Source organism: Pseudomonas sp. GW821-FHT01D09, assembly GCF_059422465.1.
In genome coordinates, this window is record NZ_JBWKWY010000009.1 from 35,761 (window position 1) to 53,423 (window position 17,663).

The window sequence follows — 17,663 nt, forward strand, 5'->3', positions numbered from 1 at the left end:
TAGGCCTGGGCCTGTCATGGTTAGCCAGTGAGCGGCAGGCGTTTTATGGCCTGCCGCGCCGTGGCGTCAAACGGGCAGCCGGCACTGCAGGCTCAAGCCCATGTTGGTGAGCGCGCTGGACAGCTTTTCCAGGGTGGCGAAGTGCACGTTATGCACGGCAGTCCAGGCCGGCCGCTCGATATAAAAGCTGCCATCGGCCAGTCGGTTGATGGGAGTGCTGAGGATCCCCATGGCCCGGCTGTGATGCAGCAGGGTGTAGCGGCCCTGGCTTTCATCGATCAGGTACATGCCCTTGCGAAACAGCAGTCGCCGGTTTTGCTCCAGCGTCCTGTGCAGCAGCGGGGCCTCCACTTGCACCCGCAGGTCAGCATGCAAGGTGTCGAAGCTGTCGCCCACGTCTGCATGGGCCGGTGCGCTGTCGCGATCAATGTCGATGCCGGGGTCGATGCGTATATCGTTGCCTTGCCCGGCAAGCACTTCCTCGACGCGCAGCCCGATACCGCCTTCCAGTTCACTGATGCCGGCAAAACCATTGAAGGTATTGATGTTTCTCGCGCCAGTCAGCAGCAACCATTTGCCGCCGCCATTCAAGGCCTGGTCGGCCTGGATAACGGTATGGGCGAGGTAGTTGCTTATCGCTTGCTCTGCAAGGTCGGGGGTGGGGGTGGGGGACTTGTAATGGGCGGCGCAGTCGATGGCCTGCACGCGTATGCCGTTGGCCCTGGCGGTCTTGACCAGTTCCAGTTCGTTGTACTGGCCGGCCGGGTCGGTGCCCAGCCGGCCCAGGTAGCTTTCCAGGTCTTCGGACATCTCACCGGTGCGCCAATAGAGGTTCAAGTCATCCTGGGCAAAGTCGTTGAGCAGGCGGCTCGAATACAGGGTTTTCACGCCCTTGCGTGCGAAGTGGGGCATGTTTTCGAGTACCAGGCGGGTGCTGGTGACGCGGTCCAGGGTTTCCCCGATGACGTATCCCGGTATGTCGTCGGGCAGGCGTTCGAGCACTTTATCCAAGGGCGTAGCGGGCTCGAAGGCGGGGATGTCCGGGCGCGCCGGAAGCCGGGTCCAGGGCAGTTCGTTGAAGAAGTCTTTTGCCGATTGCAGCAGTTTTTCGTGGCTGACGCCAAAGTAGAAAGTGAAGCGGTCAATGCGCCCGAAGCGGCTGTGAACGTGGGTTTCAGGCAGGCCCATTGCCCACCGTTTTATTTCCGGGCGAGTCGAGGGCGGGGTATCGAACGGCGTGGTGACCCTGCGCAGTGGGTTGGACGCTGGAGTCATCGGTTCCGCGCTATGGGAAGGCACGGTTCTGCGTGACGCCTTGCTGGAATTGCCGCCACCGCCCTTCAGGCCTTTGCTGGCAGACACCCGTTCCCATTCGCCGAGTTCGTTCAGGCGCACCGGCAGCGAGCCGGAAAAACCATGGGGGTGGTTGGGGTCGACGATCGCCCAGTAACCACGGCCGTTGGGATCGGCTTCGTAGCGCACGTAATACGCCTCATCGTTGAGCAGGATAGCGTGCTGCGGCAGACCGCCGGAGGTTCTGAGGGTATAGACCTGGTGATACTTACCGGGCGCGGTGTTGAGGGTTTCGCCTTCCAGGAGCAGGTTGGTCTGGTAGGTGGCGGGTACGCTGGGTTCTGGCCGCGCGGATGTCACGGTGGGCCGAGTGGGTTCAATCACCAGGGTCTGGGGTGTTTCGGCGATTTCCGGTACGACGCCATCGGCTTTGAGCAACGCCAGGTTGAACAGGGTGTCGATGGCGCTGAGTATCGCCCCCAGCGCCCCGGCGCGGCGTTCGGCCGGGGTTTTGCCATTGAGCGCCTGGTCGATATTCAGGCCCAGATTGGCCACGCTGGCGCCCACCACTACCAGGGCTACCGGCCAGCCCGCCACGGCCATGGGGCCAAAGGTTCGGCCAAAGGCATTCAGGTAGCCGATCCACAGTTTCTTGCGCAGGTCGCCATTGCTGTGCAGGGAGAAATCCGCATCGTTGCGCATGCGCGCCTGGCTCGATTGCGCCAGCCAGGTGAACGCATCACCTTCAATCGTCTGGTCGGCCTGATTGATCAAGTGGTGATCCCAGGTGCCCCAGTCGATAAACAACTGGTCGAGCTGGTGGGACAGGCCCTTGTCCAGCCAGTCTGGCGGCAGGGTGCCAGCCAGGGCCTGGACGGTGCGATAGATCAGCACGGGGGTCAGTAGCATCTGCTTCCAGGTCACGGCGTCGGTGTCGTCCTGCTGGACCTGGGCCGACAGTGGGAAGTGAGTCATGAAGCGTGCGCGGTTGTCCGGCTGGTTGGTTTGGTTCAGCAGCCAGAAATGCAGGTCGGCGGGTGTCTCGAAACAGTGGAAGGCCTGGGCCTCGCCCGGCACATAGAGGATTTGCCGGCCATCGCCGTCGACAATGCGCAGGAGATCCGTGGCGATATGCCCGCCGATATCCAGCGCCGCCACGCGCAGCCCGTGGGCAGCGGGGGCCGTGGACTGCAGGTCGGTTAGGGTTGGCGGCCAGGGCAGGTTGCTGGCGAGGGCCTGGATCACCGTCTGCAACTGTGCCGCGCTGAGGTGTCCGGCCTGTCGCGCTTGCAGGGCCTGGGCCAGGCAGTTGACCTTGGCCAGGGTGCGGAAGTCGTCGAAGTGGGCGCTCCAGAATGTGTCCAGGCGGCGGGTGTAGCGATCGCTGAAATTGATTGCCCAAAAATCCTTGAGCACCGCACTGGCGGACAGCCGCACTTCGTTGTGCTGGTCGAATAACCGCGCCTGGGGCCCCTCGCGGTAGAAGCCGCCATCGCCGTCGAGCAGGTCGGCATTATCCTGGTCATGCACCTCGAAGCGGTGAATCACCAACTGCGTCAGGGTCATCGATTGCTGGGGTTTTTCAGTGTGGCTCCAGCCGGTAAAGGTCGCGGGGTCGCTGACGCTGCCGTTGAAGCGATGCCAGTACACATGGTCGGGATCCAGGTCCGCCAGGCCATGCCTGGCGAGAATCTCACGGGCGGCCTCGATGGCCATCGCCTGCATGTTCGGGCAGGCATCCAGCACCAAGGGGGCCAGGGCCTGGAGTTGTTGCTGGGCGGCGGGGGAGGTGTCGGTAAGTGGCATGTTGCTCTCCTTGAGGGGGGAGAGGCGAGCATGCCAAGCGCTTCAGCGTGGGGGTGGGTAGATAATTAACGCCGGGCGATATCGGAGAAGTAGAACTTATCCAGGGTATGGCGCGACTCGGTGTACTCGAACTGCCGCCCGTCCTGCAAAAACGTCTGGTTGCTCACCACGATCACATGGCTCTGGCCGTCGAGGTCCAGGTGCGTCTGGTCGTCCTTGCTGCGGGGCAGGGCTTCGATGGTGCGCTGGGCGTAGCTGATTTGCAGCTGCAATGTCTGCTCGATAAACGCGTAGATCGATTGCTCGGCAATCGCCTGGTCCAGGCCCGGGATCAGGTCGGCGACGAAGTGGTTGATATCGAGGATCACCCGTTTGCCATCAATGCGCCGCACCCGTTTGATACGGGTAATCAGGGTGCCGGGCTCGGCCTCGATATGTTGCAGCAGCGAGCCTTCCAGCGGCAGTTGGGTGAATTCGACCACTTCGGTGCGGACGTCATCGCCCAGGTCGGCGTGGGTTTCGTGGAAGCTGACGATGCCGCCCAGTTGAAATTCGATCGGGTTGGGCGACAGCACGAAGGTGCCCTTGCCATGGATCTTTTGCGCGAACCCACGCTCCTGCAATTGCTCGATGGCCCGGCGCACGGTGCCGCGGCTGGCCTGGTAGGTGTCCATCAATTCGGTTTCGGAAGGCAGGCGCGTGCCGCGTTGCAGGCGTTCGGTGGTGATGCTGGCAAGCAGATCGGTGTAGATCTGGTTGTATTTACTCATGGAGAAGGCTCTGTGCCGCGTTTGCGTTCAAGGCAGGAACCTTAGTGGCAGCGGCGGGCTTTGTCCATTGGCCTTGGAAAGCGCTGGGCGACTATTTTTGCAACTCGTACAGACGAGTTATTGCTTTAACTCGTCTGTACGAGTACTTTTGCCCTCGGCATGCTGCCAATAACAAGAATCTAAAGTGGAAGACCAAGCATGAGCCACGATTACCCCAACATCGCCCGCGAGATTCTCCAAAGCCTCGGCGGCAGCGACAACCTTGAACAAGCGGCCCACTGCGTGACCCGCCTGCGCCTGGCCCTCAAGGACCCGAGCCTGGTCAACAGTGCGGTGCTCAACCAGGTCGATCTGGTCAAGGGCTCGTTCTTTACCGGCGGTCTGTTCCAGATCGTCATCGGCCCCGGCGAGGTAGAAAAGGTCTACGCCGCCCTACGCGAACAGACCGGCCTTGCCGCCTCGACCATTGCCGACGTGAAGAAAGCCGGTGGCGACAAGACCAACCCCATGCAACGCCTGGTCCGCGTGTTTTCCGACGTGTTCATGCCGATCCTGCCGGCGCTGATCATTGCCGGCCTGCTGATGGGCATCAACAACCTGATGGGCGCCAAGGGCATGTTCATCGAGGGCCAGACGCTGCTGGAGGCCTATCCGAAGCTGGATGGCCTGTGGAGCCTGATCAACCTGATGGCCAACACCTCGTTTGTGTTCCTGCCGGCGCTGGTGGGCTGGTCGGCGGCCAAGCGCTTTGGCGGCAGTGAAATCCTCGGCATTGTGCTCGGCCTGATGCTGGTGCACCCGGACCTGCTCAATGCCTGGAACTACGGCAAGGCGGTGGCTGGGCTCGACGGTCAGAGCCTGCCGTACTTCGATATTCTGGGCTGGTTCCAGATCGAGAAGGTCGGCTACCAGGGCCAGATCCTGCCGATCCTGATGGCCGCCTACGTCATGAGCGTGATTGAAAAATGGCTGCGGGCGCGGGTGCCGAACGCCATTCAATTGCTGGTTGTGCCGATCACCACCATTGTCGTCACCGGCGTGCTGGCCCTGGCGATCATCGGCCCGGTGACCCGGCACCTCGGCATCCTGATCACCGAAGGCGTGGTCACCCTGTTTGACCTGGCGCCAATGGTGGGCGGGGCGATTTTCGGCCTGCTGTATGCGCCGCTGGTGATCACCGGCATGCACCACATGTTCCTGGCCGTGGACCTGCAACTGATCTCGACCCAGGGCGGCACGTTTATCTGGCCGATGATTGTCATGTCCAACCTGGCCCAGGGCAGCGCGGCCCTCGGCGTGTTCTACATGAGCCGCAATGCGCGAGACAAAAGCATGGCCTCGACTTCGGCGATTTCTGCTTACTTCGGCATCACGGAACCGGCCATGTTTGGCGTCAATCTGCGCTTCAAGTTTCCGTTCTATGCCGCGTTGCTGGGTTCGGCTCTGGGCAGCATTTTCCTCTCGCTGAACAAGGTCCAGGCCTCGGCCATCGGGGTTGGCGGCTTGCCTGGTTTTATCTCGATCATCCCGCAGTACATCCCAAGCTTTGTGATCGGCATGGCCGTCGCGATTGTGGTGCCGTTTGTTCTGACCTGTGGGTTGAGCATGAAAATTGTGCGGCCGGGTTATCGCGTCGCCTGATAGATCGCTATCGCAGGCAAGCCAGCTCCCACAGAGGAATGCATTTCAACTGTGGGAGCCGGGCTTGCCCGCGATGAGGCCCGCAAGGCCGCTACAACACTCAATTGAAGGAACCCATCATGCAAAACTGGCAACACTCGGTGATCTACCAGATCTACCCCAAAAGCTTCCACAGCCATGCGGGTAACGCCACCGGTGACCTGCTGGGCATCGTGGACAAACTCGACTACCTCCAGTGGCTGGGCGTCGATTGCCTGTGGATCACCCCGTTCCTGCGCTCGCCCCAGCGCGACAATGGCTATGACATCAGCGACTACTACGCCATCGATCCCAGCTACGGGACCATGGCCGACTGCGACCTGCTGATCAGCGAAGCGGCCAAGCGCGGCATCAAGCTGATGCTCGATATCGTGGTCAACCACACCTCCATCGAACACCCCTGGTTCCAGCAGGCGCGCAGCAGCCTCGACAACCCGTACCGCGACTTCTATATCTGGCGCGACCAGCCGAATAACTGGCAATCCAAGTTCGGCGGTTCGGCCTGGGAATACGAGGCGCAGACCGGCCAGTACTTCCTGCACCTGTTCGACCACACCCAGGCCGACCTCAACTGGGACAACCCCAAGGTGCGCGCCGAGGTCTACACACTCATGCGCTTCTGGCGTGACAAGGGCGTGGGGGGCTTTCGCCTGGACGTGATCAACCTGATCTCCAAACCGGCGGATTTTCCCGAAGACAACAGCGACGGCCGGCGTTTCTACACCGACGGCCCGAACGTGCACGAGTACCTGCAGGAAATGCACCGCGAAGTGTTCGAGGGCCACGCGCTGATCAACGTCGGCGAGATGTCCTCCACCAGCCTGGAGCATTGCATTCGCTACTCGCGGCCAGAGTCGAAAGAGCTGTCGATGACCTTCAATTTTCATCACCTGAAAGTCGATTACCCCAACCTGCAAAAGTGGGTGCGCGCCGACTTCGATTTCCAGCAACTCAAGCAGATTCTGTCCGACTGGCAACTGGGCATGCAGGCCGGTGGCGGCTGGAACGCGCTGTTCTGGTGCAACCACGACCAGCCACGGGTGGTCTCGCGGTTTGGCGATGACGGCGAGTACCGCGTGGTCTCGGCCAAGATGCTCGCCACGGCCTTGCACTTGCTCCAGGGCACGCCGTTTGTGTACCAGGGCGAAGAGCTGGGCATGACCAATCCGGGCTTCGACACCATCTCGCAGTACCGCGATGTGGAGACCCTGAATATCTACCGCCTCAAGCGCGATGCCGGTGAATCCGAGGCCTCGAGCATGGCCGCGATCATGCAGAAATCCCGCGACAACGGCCGCACGCCGATGCAGTGGAACAGCCAGGCCCATGCCGGTTTCAGCCGCGCAGAACCGTGGATCGGCATCCCGGCCAATGCGGCGCAGATCAATGTCCAGAGCCAGCTGGATGACCCGGATTCGGTGCTGCATCACTACCGTGCGCTGATCGCCTTGCGGCGCGTTGAGCCGCTGATTCAAGAAGGTGTCTACCGCCAACTGCTGCAAGACCACGACAAGGTCTGGGCGTACCTGCGTGAAGGCCATGGTGAGCGCCTGTTGGTGCTGAACAACTTCTACGGCCAGCCCTGCGAAATCCAGCTGCCTCATAACGTGATTAGCTCGGCGAGCGCGCAACGCCTGCTGATCAGCAACTACCCCGACTGCCCGGTGCGCACCGACACGGTCATCTTGCGTCCTTACGAGTCTTTTGTGCTGCACCTGACCGACTGAAACACCCCCCTGTTCAGGCGCCGGCTTACCGGCTCCGACAGGGAAAAAATAAGAAAAAATAATGGAGCGCTGTATGAAAACAACAATAAAGCTGGGCCTCGTTGCATCCTGCCTGACCCTGCCCCTGGCGGCCCATGCCCTGGAATTTGCCGGCTACCTGCGCAGCGGCGCCGGCACCTCAACCGGCAGCGGCCCGCAGCAATGTTTCCAACTGCCGGGCGCGCCATCCAAATACCGCCTGGGCAACGAATGCGAACAATATGCCGAGCTGGAATTGCGCCAGGACCTGTTCACCCTCGACGACGGCTCGGTGCTGAGCGTGGATGCCATGGCCTCGCTGTACAACCAGTACGACCGCGAGCTGAAGTTCCAGGGCGAGAACAACGGCTCGGCGCGCATGCCGCAGATGTATGCGCAGTGGTCGAACATGCCCAGCCTCAACGGCGGCTCGTTGTGGGCCGGTCGGCGCTACTACAAACGTAATGACATCCATATTTCCGACTTCTACTACTGGAACCAGAGCGCCACCGGCGGCGGTATCGAGGACGTGCTGATCGGCGATCTGAAATACAGCTACGCCCTGTCGCGCAAGGACAACCTGTACCAGAAGGAATATGCCACCCGTCACGACTTCAACGTCGCTGGCTTCAAGACCAACCCCGGCGGCGAGCTGGAGCTGGGCCTGAGCTACATTGAACCGGCGGGCGGGCGCGACACCCACAGTGGCTGGGCCCTGACCGCCCAGCATGTGCAAAAGCCGTTTCTGGGGGGCAGGAACAAGTTCGCCCTGCAGTACGGCGAAGGACCGGGCACCGGCCTGGGTTACACCGGCAATACCGCCCTGGAGCGCAGCAGCAAAAGCTACCGCGCGGTGGAGTTTTTCGACTGGCAGGTGACCCCGCGTTTTGGCGGCCAGGTCGAGGCGGTGTACCAGAAAGACGTGCGCCCCGGCAGCCAGGACCAGACCTGGATGTCCCTCGGTGTACGCCCGGCCTATGCCATCAGCGAGCAGTTCAAGCTGGTCGCCGAACTGGGCCATGATCAGGTCGACGCCAGCGGTGGCACGCGCAAACTCAGCAAATTCACCTTCGCCCCGACCTGGTCGCCCAAGGGCCCGGATTTCTGGGCGCGGCCGGAGGTGCGTTTGTACTACACCTATGCCACCTGGAACGAAGCGGCCAAGCGCGCGGCCAATGAACTGGCGGCGGGCTCGACGTTGTCCGACAGCGGCTCCTACGGCACCGCGCGGCACGGCTCCAATTTCGGTGTGCAGGTCGAATACTGGTGGAAATAGGCCCTTGGCTATAGGTGAGCTAAATGTGGGAGCGGGCTTGCTCGCGATAGCGGTGTATCAGCCACCGAATGCATCAGCTGGCATGCCGCCATCGCGAGCAAGCCCGCTCCCACATTTGGAACTAAGTCAGCCCCATGTTTTTTACAGAACCCAACAGCAGGTGATGTCATGACCACAACTCAACCCCTGGAACTGCTGGCGCCCCTGGCGGGTGTGCTGTTGCCCCTGGACCAGGTGCCGGATCCGGTGTTCTCCAGCCGCCTGATTGGCGACGGCGTGTGTATCGATCCCACTTCGCAGACTCTCTGCGCGCCGCTGGCCGGGGTGATCAGCACTATCCAGGACAGTGGGCATGCGGTCAGCGTCACCGACGACCATGGCGTGCAGGTACTGATGCATATCGGCCTGGATACCGTGAACCTGGCGGGCAAGGGCTTCACCCGGCTGGTCGAGGAAGGCCAGCGGGTCGAGGCGGGGCAGCCGTTGATCGAATTTGATGGCGACTTTATCGCGCTCAATGCCCGCAGCCTGTTGACCCTGATGCTGGTGGTCAGCGGCGAGCCATTTGTGCTGCTGGCGACGGACGCCGGCCTGGTGGAAACCGGGCAACCGTTGCTGCGTGTGGCACCGCTAGTCCGCGCCGCCAATGACGAGGAGGAGGGCGATGCCCTGTTCTCCAAGCCCCTGACGCTGCCCAATGCCAACGGTTTGCATGCGCGTCCGGCGGCGGTGCTGGCCCAGGCGGCCAAGGGGTTTAAGGCGAGCATCTGCCTGCACAAGCAAACCCAGAGCGCCAACGCCAAGTCCCTGGTGGCGATCATGGGCTTGCAAACGGTGCGAGGCGATACCTTGCAAGTCAGTGCGGCGGGGCCGGATGCGGCGGCGGCGATCCAGGCGTTGGTCGCGTTGTTGGTGGCGGGCTGTGGCGAAACCGTTGCGGGGATGGCCGAGGGGGTTGCAGCGGTCGCGCCGCTGTCGTCGGCGACGGTATTGCGTGGCGTATGTGCATCGCCCGGTTCGGCATTTGGCCAGGTGGTGCAGGTGGCGGAGCCCGCGTTGACTATTCCCGAAACCGGCGGCGCAGAGGCGCTCGAGCGTGCCGCCCTGGACCGCGGCCTGCTGGCGGCCACCCAGGCGCTGCAAACCCTGCAAGCCAAAGCGCAGGGCAGTGCCCAGGCCGAGATCTTCCGCGCCCATCAAGAGTTGCTCGAAGACCCGACCCTGCTGGAGCACGCCCATGACCTGCTCGCCACAGGCAAGAGTGCCGCCTTTGCCTGGAACCGCGCCACACTGGCCACTGCCGCAATGCTCCAGGGCCTGGGCAATGCCTTGCTCGCCGAGCGTGCGGCGGACCTGGCCGATGTCGGCCAGCGCGTACTCAAACTGATCCTGGGGATCCCGGAGCACGCTTGGGACCTGCCCGAACGCGCGATCCTGATTGCCGAACAATTGACCCCTTCGCAAACCGCCAGCCTGGATCCCCAAAAGGTGCTGGGGTTTGTCACCGTCGGCGGCGGTGCCACCAGCCATGTGGCGATCCTCGCCCGTGCCCTGGGCCTGCCGGCCCTGTGTGGGGCGCCGGCGCAGGTGCTGACGCTGGTCAACGGCAAGCAGGTGCTGCTCGATGCCGACAAAGGCGAGCTGCACCTGGCGCCGAACCTGGCCGCGATCGAACAGTTGGAGGCGGCGCGTCAACAGCAGATGCTGCGACGTCAGCGTGAAGTGGCCCAGGCTGCCTTGCCAGCGGTCACCCGTGACGGTCATCACGTTGAAGTCACCGCCAACGTCGCCTCATTGCAGGAGGTCGAGCAATCCCTAAGCCTTGGCGGCGAAGGCGTTGGCCTGCTGCGTTCAGAGTTCCTCTATCTGGACCGCAACCGCGCGCCCAGCCCCGAGGAGCAGGCCGGCACTTACAGTGCCATTGCCCGTGCCCTGGGCCCTGAGCGCAATCTGGTGGTGCGCACCCTCGACGTCGGTGGCGACAAACCCCTGGCCTATGTGCCGATGGCGGCCGAGACCAACCCATTCCTTGGCCTGCGTGGGATTCGCCTGTGCCTGGAGCGTCCTGAACTGTTGCGCGAGCAGTTGCGCGCAATCCTTGCCAGCGCGGGCTTGGCGCGGCTGCATATCATGTTGCCGATGGTCAGCCTGTTGTCGGAGCTGCGCCAGGCGCGCCAGATCCTGGAAGAGGAAGCGACGGCCCTGGGGCTTGCCAAGCTGCCGAAGCTGGGGATCATGATCGAGGTGCCGTCGGCGGCCTTGATGGCGGATGTGTTTGCGCCCCATGTGGATTTTTTCTCGATCGGCACCAATGACCTGACCCAATACACCCTGGCCATGGACCGTGACCACCCGCGCCTGGCCAGCCAGGCCGACAGCTTTCACCCGGCGGTGTTGCGCCTGATCGCCACCACGGTCAAGGCCGCCCATGCCCATGGCAAGTGGGTGGGGGTGTGTGGCGCGCTGGCGTCCGAAACGCTGGCGGTGCCGATGCTGATCGGGCTGGGGGTGGATGAGCTGTCCGTCAGCGTGCCGTTGATCCCGAGCATCAAGGCCACGGTGCGTGACCTGAACCTGGCGGATTGCCAACTGATCGCTCGCCAGGTGTTGAACCTGGAAGAGGCCGCCCAGGTGCGCGAAGCCTTGAACCAATACCACGCGGCGACTGTGGAAACCTCATGGGTTGTGGAGAACTGAATATGTTGGAGAAATTGCAGCGGGCATTCTGGAAAGCCCTGACCCCGGACCTGGTGGCGGAAACGGCGATTGTCGAGCCGCCGGCTGACGCGATGCTGGCGCCGGCGGTGCTGAGTGCGTTGGGTGGGGCGAGTAATCTCAAGTCACAGCAGCGGGTGGCCTTGACCCGCATCCGCGTGCAACTACAGGACCCGACACGGGTGGATGAGGTGGCGTTGAAGGCGGCGGGGATTGCGGCGGTGATGGTGCTGGCGGGCGGGGTGGTGCATCTGCTGACCGGCCTCTGATCGTACCCACGCTCTGCGTGGGTACGCCGCCGTGGACGCTCTGCGTCCGCTCCGGTGACGCGGAGCGTCACTGGATGCATTCCCACGCGGAGCGTGGGAACGATCATCACAACTGCGGGGCTTCCGGCGGCTTGGTCTTGTCCACCCCCGGCACATGCAGGTTGCCTTCCACCACCTGGTTGCCTTCCAACTGCGGCTGGGTTACCCAGGTCAGGATGTCGTAGTAACGGCGGATGTTGGCCACGAAGTGCACCGGCTCGCCGCCCCGGGCGTAACCGTAGCGGGTCTTGCTGTACCACTGCTTCTGCGACAGGCGCGGCAGCATTTTCTTCACATCCAGCCATTTGTTCGGGTTCAGGCCTTCCTTTTGCGCCAGCTTGCGTGCGTCATCCAGGTGGCCCCCGCCGACGTTGTAGGCCGCCAGGGCAAACCAGGTGCGATCAGGTTCGAGAATCTTGTCGTCCAATTCGCTCTTGATCATCGCCAGGTACTTGGCGCCCCCCTTGATACTCTGCCGCGCGTCCAGGCGATTGGACACGCCCATGGCCTGGGCGGTGTTCTGGGTCAGCATCATCAGGCCGCGCACGCCGGTCTTGGAGGTGACCGCCGGTTGCCACAGCGACTCCTGGTAACCAATGGCTGCCAAGAGCCGCCAATCGACCTTTTCTTCCTTGGCCGAGGTCTTGAAGAACTTCTCGTACTTGGGCAGGCGCTGCTGCAAGTGCTGGGCAAAGGTGTAGGCGCCGACATAGCCCAGTACATCGACATGCCCGTAATAACGATCCTTGAGGCGCTGCAGGGTGCCGTTCTTCTCGACCTTGTCGAGGTAGCTGTTGACCTCGTTGAGCAGGCTGTTGTCTTCGCCCGCGGCCACGGCCCAGCTCTGGTTGCTGGCGTCGCCCAGGTCGAAGGCCACCCGCACGTTGGGGAAGTACACCTGGTTCATCGCCACTTCATTGGAGTCGACCAGGGTCAGGTCGATCTGCCCTTCGTCGACCATGCGCAGCAGGTCGACCACTTCAACGGCGTCGGACTCTTCGTATTCAATCGCAGGATTCTGCTTTTTCAGCGCGGCCAATTGTTCGGCATGGGTGCTGCCCTTGAGCACCATGATCTTCTTGCCCACCAGGTCGGCCGCGTTGGTGGGGCGAGACTGGCCGTTGCGGTAGATGATCTGCGGGGTGACTTCCAGGTACGGATGGGAAAACCGCACCTGCTGTTTGCGCTGTTCGCTGCTGACCAGGCCGGCGGCCGCCAGTACCGGGCCGTTGGGTTTGCCCAACTGGCCGAACAGGTCGTCGAGGTTGTCGGCGGTCTCGATTTCAAGCTTGACCCCCAGGTCGTCGGCAAAGCGCTTGACCAGTTCGTATTCAAAACCGGTTTCGCCGTTGCGGTCCTGGAAATAGGTGGCCGGGCTGTTTCGGGTAATCACCCGCAATACGCCATCCTCCTTGATTCGCTCGAGCGTGCTGGGCTTATCAACACAGGCGCTGAGCAGCAGGAAGAGTCCGGTGGCGATGAGCCATTTGGCGCATCGCGGGCGCAAAGCAGTTGGGGAGAACATCTGCGCAGTATACGCAAACGGCCCACGGCGCCATATCTCGACAGCATGGGCGTTGTCTGCTAGCGCTGGCGAAACTGTGCTGTAGCCCGCAGAAACGTGGCCTGGGGCGCGATTGTGCGGGCTAAAATAACTGCGCCGGATCGTCCTGCTACCGAGCAATCTGTGCCAACTGACGTTCGGCAGCGGCCAGTGGCACCGTTTCGGGTGCCGTTGGCGCAGGTTTACGCTAGAATGCACGGCCTCAAAGCACACCCCCTTCCCGAGGCTGTCCCGAAGATGTTGATCCTGCGCGGCGCTCCTGCCCTTTCTGCCTTTCGCCACAGCAAACTCCTTGAGCAACTGAGCCAGAAGGTTCCAGCTGTCACTGGCCTGTATGCTGAATTTGCTCACTTCGCCGACATTAACGGCGTTTTGACCGCCGACGAACAGCAAGTGCTGGCACGCCTTCTGAAGTACGGCCCCAGCGTTCCCGTTCAAGAGCCGAGCGGCCGCTTGTTCCTGGTCCTGCCACGGTTCGGCACCATCTCGCCCTGGTCGAGCAAGGCCAGCGATATCGCCCGTAACTGTGGCCTGGAAAAAATCCAGCGCCTGGAACGCGGGATTGCCTTCTACGTGGCTGGCCAGTTCAGCGACGCCGAGGCCGAGCTGATCGCCAGCAGCCTGCACGACCGCATGACCCAGATCATCGTCGGCCAGCTGGAACAGGCCGCCGGTCTGTTCAGCCACGCCGAACCCAAGCCGTTGACCGCGATTGACGTGCTTGGCGGTGGCCGCGCCGCCCTCGAGAAGGCCAACACCGAACTGGGCCTGGCCCTGGCCGAAGACGAGATTGACTACCTGGTCAACGCCTTCAACGGCTTGCAGCGCAACCCCCACGACATCGAACTGATGATGTTCGCCCAGGCCAACTCCGAGCACTGCCGCCACAAGATCTTCAACGCCAGTTGGGATATCGACGGCCAGAGCCAGGAAAAAAGCCTGTTCGGCATGATCAAGAACACCTACGTGATGCACAGCGAAGGCGTTCTGTCGGCTTATAAGGACAACGCCTCGGTCATCGTCGGCAGCGTCGCCGGCCGTTTCTTCCCGGACCCGGAAACCCGCCAGTACGGCGCGGTGCAGGAGCCGGTGCATATCCTGATGAAGGTCGAGACCCACAACCACCCGACCGCGATTGCCCCGTTCCCGGGCGCCGCCACCGGCTCGGGCGGCGAGATCCGCGACGAAGGTGCAACCGGCCGTGGCGCCAAGCCCAAGGCGGGCCTGACCGGCTTCACCGTGTCCAACCTGCAGATCCCGGGCTTTGAACAGCCGTGGGAAGTGCCATACGGCAAGCCTGAGCGCATCGTGACTGCGCTGGACATCATGATCGAAGGCCCGCTGGGCGGCGCCGCGTTCAACAACGAATTCGGGCGTCCGGCGCTGACCGGCTACTTCCGTACGTTCGAGCAGTCCATCACCACCCCCCATGGCGATGAAGTGCGCGGTTACCACAAGCCGATCATGTTGGCCGGCGGCATGGGCAACATCCGTGAAGAGCATGTGCAGAAGGGCGAGATCCTGGTCGGCTCCAAGCTGATCGTGCTCGGCGGCCCGGCGATGTTGATCGGCCTGGGCGGCGGCGCAGCTTCCTCCATGGCCACCGGCACCAGCTCGGCCGACCTGGACTTTGCTTCGGTACAGCGTGAAAACCCGGAAATGGAACGCCGTTGCCAGGAAGTCATCGACCGTTGCTGGCAGTTGGGTGACAAGAACCCCATCAGCTTTATCCACGACGTCGGCGCCGGCGGCCTGTCCAACGCCTTCCCGGAACTGGTCAACGACGGCGACCGTGGTGGCCGTTTTGAACTGCGCAACATTCCAAACGACGAGCCAGGCATGGCCCCGCACGAAATCTGGAGCAACGAATCCCAGGAACGTTACGTACTGGCGGTCGGCCCTGAAGACTTCGCGCGCTTCCAGGCCATCTGCGAGCGCGAGCGTTGCCCGTTTGCCGTGGTCGGCGAAGCCACGGCCGAGCCGCAACTGACCGTGACCGACAGCCACTTCGGCAACAGCCCGGTGGACATGCCCCTCGAAGTGCTGCTGGGCAAGGCCCCGCGCATGCACCGTTCGGCGGTACGTGAAGCCGAATTGGGCGATGATTTCGACCCAAGCACTCTGGATCTGGCCGACAGCATCGAGCGCGTGCTGCACCACCCGGCCGTGGCGAGCAAAAGCTTTTTGATCACCATCGGCGACCGCACCATCACTGGCCTGGTGGCCCGTGACCAGATGGTCGGCCCATGGCAGGTGCCGGTGGCTGACGTTGCCGTGACCGCCACCAGCTTTGACGTGTACACCGGTGAAGCCATGGCCATGGGCGAGCGCACCCCGCTGGCCCTGCTGGACGCCCCGGCGTCGGGCCGCATGGCCATTGGCGAAACCATCACCAACATCGCCGCGTCGCGCATTGGCAAGCTGTCCGATATCAAGCTGTCGGCCAACTGGATGTCCGCTGCCGGCCACCCCGGTGAAGATGCGCGCCTGTACGACACCGTCAAGGCGGTCGGCATGGAGCTGTGCCCGGAACTGGGGATCACCATTCCGGTTGGCAAGGACTCCATGTCCATGGCCACCCGTTGGAACGATGCAGGCACCGACAAGAGCGTCACCTCGCCGCTGTCGCTGATCGTCACCGGCTTTGCGCCGGTCACCGATATCCGCCAGACCCTGACCCCGCAACTGCGCATGGACAAGGGCACCACCGACCTGATCCTGGTCGACCTGGGCCGTGGCCAGAACCGCATGGGCGCCTCGATCCTCGCCCAGACCCACGGCAAGCTCGGCAAGCAGGCCCCGGACGTCGACGACGCCGAAGACCTGAAAGCCTTCTTCGCCGTGATCCAGGGCCTGAATGCCGACGGCCACCTGTTGGCCTACCACGACCGTTCCGACGGTGGTTTGCTGACCAGCGTCGTGGAAATGGCCTTTGCCGGTCACTGCGGCCTGAGCCTGAACCTCGACGGCCTGGCGGAAACGTCTGCCGATATCGCCGCCATCCTGTTCAACGAAGAGTTGGGCGCGGTGATCCAGGTACGCCAGGACGCCACCCCAGACGTGCTTGCACAGTTCAGCGCCGCTGGCCTGGGCGACTGCGTGGCCGTGGTCGGCCAGCCGATCAACAACGGCGTGATCAACATCGTGTTCAACGGCGACACGGTGTTTGAAGGCCAGCGCCGCCTGCTGCAACGCCAGTGGGCCGAGACCAGCTACCAGATCCAGCGCCTGCGCGATAACGTCGACTGTGCCGAGCAGGAATTCGACGTGATCCTGGAAGAAGACAACCCGGGCCTGAGCACCAAGCTCAGCTTCGACGTCAACCAGGACATCGCCGCGCCGTACATCAAGAAAGGCATCCGCCCACAGGTTGCCGTGCTGCGTGAGCAGGGCGTCAATGGCCAGGTGGAAATGGCGGCGGCGTTCGACCGTGCCGGCTTCAATGCGATCGACGTGCATATGAGCGATATCCTCGCCGGCCGCGTCGACCTCAACGAGTTCAAGGGGCTGGTGGCCTGCGGTGGTTTCTCCTACGGCGACGTGCTGGGGGCCGGCGAAGGCTGGGCCAAGTCGGCCCTGTTCAACAGCCGTGCCCGCGATGCGTTCCAGGGCTTCTTCGAGCGCAACGACAGCTTCACCCTGGGTGTGTGCAACGGTTGCCAGATGATGTCCAACCTCAGCGAACTGATCCCGGGCAGCGAGTTCTGGCCGCACTTTGTGCGTAACCGTTCCGAGCAATTTGAAGCCCGTGTGGCCATGGTGCAGGTGCAGGAGTCGAACTCGATCTTCCTGCAAGGCATGGCCGGTTCGCGCATGCCAATCGCCATCGCCCACGGTGAAGGCCATGCCGAGTTCGAGAGCGAGGAAGCCCTGCTGGAAGCCGATCTGTCCGGCACCGTGGCCCTGCGTTTTGTCGACAACCACGGCAAGGTCACCGAAAGCTACCCGGCCAACCCGAATGGCTCGCCGCGCGGGATCACCGGGCTGACCAGCCGCGACGGTCGCGTGACCATCATGATGCCGCACCCGGAGCGTGTATTCCGTGCCGTGCAGAACTCGTGGCGCCCCGAAGAGTGGAACGAAGACGGCGCGTGGATGCGCATGTTCCGTAACGCTCGCGTGTGGGTGAACTAAGGCCGTGTACAAGCTTGCCTTCTTTGTGCCCGACAGCCATGTGGAGGCGGTGAAAACCGCCGTCCTCAACGCTGGCGGCGGGCGCATCGGCAACTACGACCGCTGCGCCTGGCAAGTGCTGGGCCAGGGTCAGTTCCGCGCGCTGGACGGCAGCCAGCCGTTTATCGGGCAGGTGGGCCAGGTTGAAGTGGTCGAGGAATGGAAGGTTGAGCTGGTGGTGGCCGATGAGTTGATTGTGGCCGTTGTGGCCGCGTTGAAGCGCAGCCACCCGTATGAAACACCAGCTTATGAAGTGTGGCAGTTGGCGGATTTCTGATCCGCAGGCGGTCAAGACAAGAAACCCGCTGGGCCAGTTTGGCCAGCGGGTTTTTT

At 62.8% G+C, this 17,663-nt stretch carries 10 protein-coding genes; 7 read left to right on the plus strand and 3 right to left on the minus strand.

The genetic code is table 11. The features are described from left to right. Positions 1 to 66: 66 nt before the first annotated feature. On the minus strand, positions 67 to 3,099 hold the full coding sequence (locus AC07W7_RS11470; protein WP_495039339.1) for a membrane-targeted effector domain-containing toxin: 3,033 nt from the start codon (positions 3,097 to 3,099) through the stop codon (positions 67 to 69). A 65-nt stretch (positions 3,100 to 3,164) separates the two neighbouring features. Beyond that, positions 3,165 to 3,869, minus strand: a complete 705-nt coding sequence (gene treR, locus AC07W7_RS11475; RefSeq protein WP_197880960.1) for a trehalose operon repressor — start codon at positions 3,867 to 3,869, stop codon at positions 3,165 to 3,167. Between the two features lie 198 nt (positions 3,870 to 4,067). On the opposite strand from treR, the gene treP reads away from it, so the two are divergent. The 5 genes from treP to AC07W7_RS11500 all read left to right on the plus strand — a co-directional run bounded on the left by treP (position 4,068) and on the right by AC07W7_RS11500 (position 11,554). Further along, positions 4,068 to 5,510, plus strand: coding sequence for a PTS system trehalose-specific EIIBC component (gene treP / locus AC07W7_RS11480; RefSeq protein WP_099170570.1), 1,443 nt, complete (start codon positions 4,068 to 4,070; stop codon positions 5,508 to 5,510). A gap of 119 nt (positions 5,511 to 5,629) precedes the next feature. Further along, positions 5,630 to 7,276, plus strand: coding sequence for an alpha,alpha-phosphotrehalase (gene treC, locus AC07W7_RS11485; RefSeq protein WP_495039340.1), 1,647 nt, complete (start codon positions 5,630 to 5,632; stop codon positions 7,274 to 7,276). Positions 7,277 to 7,349: 73 nt separating this feature from the next. Next, the gene (locus AC07W7_RS11490) at positions 7,350 to 8,570 is read left to right on the plus strand and encodes a maltoporin (protein WP_495039341.1); all 1,221 of its coding nucleotides are present in this window, start codon (positions 7,350 to 7,352) and stop codon (positions 8,568 to 8,570) included. A 168-nt stretch (positions 8,571 to 8,738) separates the two neighbouring features. Further along, positions 8,739 to 11,267, plus strand: coding sequence for a phosphoenolpyruvate--protein phosphotransferase (ptsP, locus tag AC07W7_RS11495; RefSeq protein ID WP_495039342.1), 2,529 nt, complete (start codon positions 8,739 to 8,741; stop codon positions 11,265 to 11,267). Between the two features lie 2 nt (positions 11,268 to 11,269). Further along, positions 11,270 to 11,554: a PTS sugar transporter subunit IIB gene (locus AC07W7_RS11500; protein WP_495039343.1), complete on the plus strand. Its 285-nt coding sequence runs from the start codon at positions 11,270 to 11,272 to the stop codon at positions 11,552 to 11,554. Positions 11,555 to 11,660: 106 nt separating this feature from the next. On the opposite strand, the gene mltF is transcribed toward AC07W7_RS11500, so the two are convergent. Continuing rightward, complete coding sequence (mltF, locus tag AC07W7_RS11505; RefSeq protein WP_495039344.1) at positions 11,661 to 13,118, minus strand: membrane-bound lytic murein transglycosylase MltF; 1,458 nt, start codon at positions 13,116 to 13,118, stop codon at positions 11,661 to 11,663. 276 nt (positions 13,119 to 13,394) lie between these two features. Here mltF and purL point away from each other — a divergent pair, with 276 nt between their 5' ends. Both purL and AC07W7_RS11515 read left to right on the plus strand, forming a co-directional pair. Then, the gene (purL, locus tag AC07W7_RS11510; RefSeq protein WP_495039361.1) at positions 13,395 to 17,291 is read left to right on the plus strand and encodes a phosphoribosylformylglycinamidine synthase; all 3,897 of its coding nucleotides are present in this window, start codon (positions 13,395 to 13,397) and stop codon (positions 17,289 to 17,291) included. 4 nt (positions 17,292 to 17,295) lie between these two features. Beyond that, entirely contained in the window at positions 17,296 to 17,607 is a 312-nt protein-coding gene (locus AC07W7_RS11515) for a YqfO family protein (protein WP_076962095.1), read from the plus strand. The last annotated feature ends 56 nt before the right edge of the window (positions 17,608 to 17,663 follow it).